Here is a 4,286-nt window from a genome sequence, read left to right on the forward strand (position 1 = left end):
TCCATATGGTCATAGACTTGCCGTCTATGACCCGGACCTCCCACCAGCAGCCTGGCAAGCGCCACCAGCAGCCTGCCAAGCGCGCCACCATCCTTGATGTGGCTGCCGCCGCCGGCGTTTCCCGGCAAACAGTCACCCGGGCCATGAACAACATGGCGGGCATCAGTGCAGCCACCAGGGAGCGGGTGCAGGGCATTGCCGCTGAGCTGGGCTACAGCCCCAGCCGGTTCGCTAAAGGCCTGGTCCAGGGCGCCCGGGTGTCAGTGGGGCTCGCCATTCCCGACCTGACCAACCCCTATTTCCCCGCCTTTGCCTCCAGCGTGGTGGAAGCAGCGACCCAGCGGAGCTGGAACGTGGTGGTTGACGACTACGGCCACGGCACGGCAACAGCCCTCGATGCGGTGGAACGGCTGGCGCCCCAGGTTGATGCGCTGATCGGATATCTGGGCAGCCATGCTGCCCAGGCCCAGTCCCTCATGGGCAGGCGTCCACTGGTCAGCCTTGACTACCCGGCCGGCCAGGCCGCCGGCAGGATCTCCTTCGACTACCACCATGCTGCGAGGCTCGCGCTGGACTACCTCGTGCACAGCGGCCGCACCAGGATCGCGTTCCTGGATTCGGACCAGGGCGGCCCTGCGGCCAGCAGGGGGACCGCAGTTGCCGCGGTCGCGGACCAACTCGGCATCACCCTCATCCGGCGTGCTGCCGGCCCGTCCGCGCCCGCAGCACGGGCCGCAGTGCTTGATTTGGTTACTGGCCAGGACGCTCCGGACGCCTTGCTGGTGTTCAACGACCTCATGGCAGCAGGGGCGCTCAAGGCACTGCAGGAAGCCGGCCTCAGCGTCCCCCGGGATTGCGCCGTGATCGGCATGGACGGCATACCCCTGGGTGAGCTGACCTCACCGGAGCTGACCACCCTGTCCCTTGACCTACGCTCCGTGGGGCGTGCCGCCGTCGGCCTCGTTGAAGGCCTGCTGTCCGGCGGCGTGGCAGCGGGAACGGAACAATCGGCACTGGTCCTCCGGCACGAGTTGGTTCACCGGGAGTCGGCGTAGGGCCTACTCAATCGCGAAGTAAACCGCTAGGCTTGATACTGCATCGTGAACGTTCACGGAGTTGTTCCATCCCCTGCAGCGAGGATTCCCATGTCAGTCCAGTCCCCCTCCGCTCCGGACAAAGCCGTCCCGGACGAAACCGCCGGTCAGGCATCGCGCAGCCTCGAGCTGGGCGCTGCCGGTGTGAAGGAGCTTGCGTCGCTGGAGCCTGCCCGCGGCACCCTGCCACCGCGCGCCTACCTGACCTCGGATGCCCCCAGGCTCTCCCTCAACGGCGAGTGGCACTTCCGGCTCAGTGATGGCATCCGCACCGCTCCCGGGGACGGCTGGCAGAACGGCAGCGACCTGTCCGGCTTTACCGGGCTGCCGGTCCCGTCCAGCTGGTCCATGCACGGCCACGGCGCTCCCGCCTACACCAACATCAAGTTCCCGTTCGCCGTGGAACCGCCCAACGTTCCCGAAGCCAACCCCATCGGCGACCACCTGACGGAGTTCACGGCAGGGCCGGAGTTTCTCCCCGCTGCGCTGCTCCGTTTCGACGGCATCGAGTCAGCGGCCACGGTGTGGCTCAACGGGGTGGAACTCGGGACCACCCGGGGCAGCAGGCTTGCCCATGAGTTCGACGTCTCCGGTGTCCTGGTGGCGGGCACCAACACCCTTGCCGTCCGGGTGGCGCAGTTTTCGGCCGCCAGTTACGTGGAAGACCAGGACATGTGGTGGCTCCCCGGAATCTTCCGGGACGTCACCCTGCAGGCCCGCCCCGCCGATGGCATCGACGACGTCTTTGTCCACGCCGAATACGACGCCGGCAGCGGCGAAGGCATCCTCCGGGTGGAGGCGGGCCGGTCCGGCGTGGCGATTGACGCCGTCGTACGCGTCCCAGCGCTGAACCTGGAACTGGCAGCCGGCACCGAACACCGGATCCCCGGCGTCAGCCCCTGGTCCGCGGAACTGCCGGCCCTCTACGCCGCCACCGTCAGCACGGCAGGGGAAACCGTAGATCTTCAGCTGGGCTTCCGCAGCATCACCATCGAGGACGCGCAGTTCAAAGTCAACGGCCAGCGCATCCTGCTACGCGGCGTCAACCGGCACGAGCACCACCCGCGCCTTGGCCGCGTGGTGCCCCGTGACGTGGTGGAGGCCGAGCTGCGGCTCATGAAGCAGCACAACATCAATGCCATCCGTACCTCCCACTACCCGCCGCATCCGGAATTCCTGGCCCTCGCGGACCAGCTGGGGTTCTATGTGGTCCTCGAATGCGACCTCGAAACACACGGTTTTGTTGACGCTGGCTGGAAGCAGAACCCCAGCGACGATCCGCGCTGGGAATCGGCACTGGTGGACAGGATGCGCCGGACCGTGGAGCGGGACAAAAACCATGCCTCGGTGATCATGTGGTCCCTCGGCAACGAATCCGGGAACGGCCGGAACCTTGAGGCGATGTCCCGCTGGACCAAGGACCGCGACCCCAGCCGACCCATCCACTACGAGGGTGACTGGAGCTCGGCCTACGTCGACGTGTACTCGCGGATGTACGCGGACCACGCCGAGACGGAGCTGATCGGGCAGGGTAAAGAAGAAGCGCTGGCAGATCCCGCCCTGGACAGCCGGCGCCGGGCCATGCCGTTTGTGCAGTGCGAATACGTGCACGCGATGGGTAACGGCCCGGGCGGCATGACCGAGTACCAGGAGCTTTTTGACCGCTACCCGCGGCTCATGGGCGGATTCGTCTGGGAATGGCTGGAGCACGGGATCACCGTCCCTGCCAAGGACGGCGGCGAACAGTTTGCGTACGGTGGCGACTTCGGCGAGGAAATCCACGACGGCAACTTCGTCACCGACGGCCTGGTGGACGCAAACCGCAAGCCCCGGCCCGGGCTGCTCGATTTCAAGAAGGTCATCGAGCCGGTACGCCTGGGCGTGGCGGCGGACTGGACCACCGTCACGGTCCGGAACGGATTCAACTTCGCGGACACGTCCGCGCTCAGCTTCCGGTACGCAGTGACGTCCGACGGCGGCACCACGCCGGGCGGCGACGTTATCCGTGAGGGTGTGCTTGACGTAGCCGCGGTGGACCCGGGTGCGGAAGCGACAGTTCCGCTGCCCGCCGGCCTTGCAGGCCTTGACGGGGCGGCCGTGCTGACGGTCAGCGCCGTGCTGGCCGCCGACTCGGACTGGGCCGGCGCCGGCCACGAAGTTGCCTGGGGACAGGGTGTCCTCAGCGGCGCTCCGGCCGCAGCGCACCAGGCCCTCGAATGCGTTGCCGTGGAGCAGGCCGAACTTCGGCTGGGTGCAGTGGTGTTCAACCGCGCCACCGGGCTGCCGGTCTCAATTGGCGGCGTCCCCGTGGCGGACTTCCGGTTGGTTCTGTGGTGGCCGCCCACCGACAACGACCTTGGCCGGGGCTGGTTTGGCCGGGACGACCTTCCCCTGTCGACGGCCTGGCACAACGCCGGACTCAACCGGCTGCATTCCCGCCTGCTGGGCATCACTGCGGACCGTACCGCCGAGGGCGGCGAGATCCTTACGGTAAGGACGCGCATGGCGGCGGCCGACAAACAGTTCGGCGTCCTGGTTGACTACTCGTGGAGCAGTGACAACGAGTGGGTTGGCCTGCGCACGCAGGTCCGGCCTGACGGAGAGTGGATCGACGGCGGGTTGCCGGTCGAGTGGGCCCGGATCGGCCTGGAGTTTGTCCTGGCTTCAAAGGCAAAGGCAGTGAGCTGGTTTGGCCAGGGTCCGCACCAGAGCTATGCGGACACCGGGCAGGGCGCCCGGCTTGGCAGGTACGCGCTGCCGGCGACGGCAATGAACGAGGACTATGTCCGGCCGCAGGAGTCCGGGGCCAGGTCCGGGGTTATCCAGGCGGCGGTGGAACTGGCCGCCGGCAGCTTCGAGGTGCAGGGAGCCCCCTTCGCACTGACCGTCCGGCCCTTCTCGCAGGAGCACCTCGATGCTGCTGCCCACCGGGACGACCTTGTGCCGGATGGCCGGACCTACGTCTACGTGGATCATGCGCTGCGGGGAGTTGGGACAGCTGCCTGCGGACCCGGTGTCCTGGAGGCCTACCGGCTGCGGCCCCGCGAAGCTGATTTCAGTGTGGAGCTGCGCGTCAAAGGCTGACAACCCGACCGCTTTTGGTGTGTGACTCACTGCATAGTGGCTGGATTTGGTCTCGTGTGGGTGTTGGGTGGGGTGGTGGTCCTTGTTTTCCTTGTGTTGGCGGGGTTT

General features: G+C 67.2%; 2 protein-coding genes. Both read left to right on the forward strand.

Annotated elements, in window-relative coordinates:
• Positions 1–26 precede the first annotated feature (26 nt).
• Positions 27–1,055, forward strand: a complete 1,029-nt coding sequence (locus ASF72_RS08645) for a LacI family DNA-binding transcriptional regulator (RefSeq protein ID WP_056598074.1) — start codon at positions 27–29, stop codon at positions 1,053–1,055.
• Positions 1,056–1,145: 90 nt separating this feature from the next.
• Positions 1,146–4,178 carry a glycoside hydrolase family 2 TIM barrel-domain containing protein gene (locus tag ASF72_RS08650; RefSeq protein ID WP_082484165.1) on the forward strand — a complete coding sequence of 1,011 codons (3,033 nt, stop codon included), beginning with the start codon at positions 1,146–1,148 and terminating at the stop codon, positions 4,176–4,178.
• The last annotated feature ends 108 nt before the right edge of the window (positions 4,179–4,286 follow it).

The sequence above is a fragment of the Arthrobacter sp. Leaf141 genome (genome assembly GCF_001424565.1).
In the GTDB taxonomy this organism is placed as follows: Bacteria; Actinomycetota; Actinomycetes; order Actinomycetales; family Micrococcaceae; genus Arthrobacter.

Bases quoted from the DNA above. Each gene is read 5' to 3' on its own strand.
- ASF72_RS08645 (WP_056598074.1), top strand. From the start codon at position 27: ATGACCCGGACCTCCCACCAGCAGCCTGGCAAGCGCCACCAGCAGCCT.
- ASF72_RS08650 (WP_082484165.1), top strand. From the start codon at position 1,146: ATGTCAGTCCAGTCCCCCTCCGCTCCGGACAAAGCCGTCCCGGACGAA.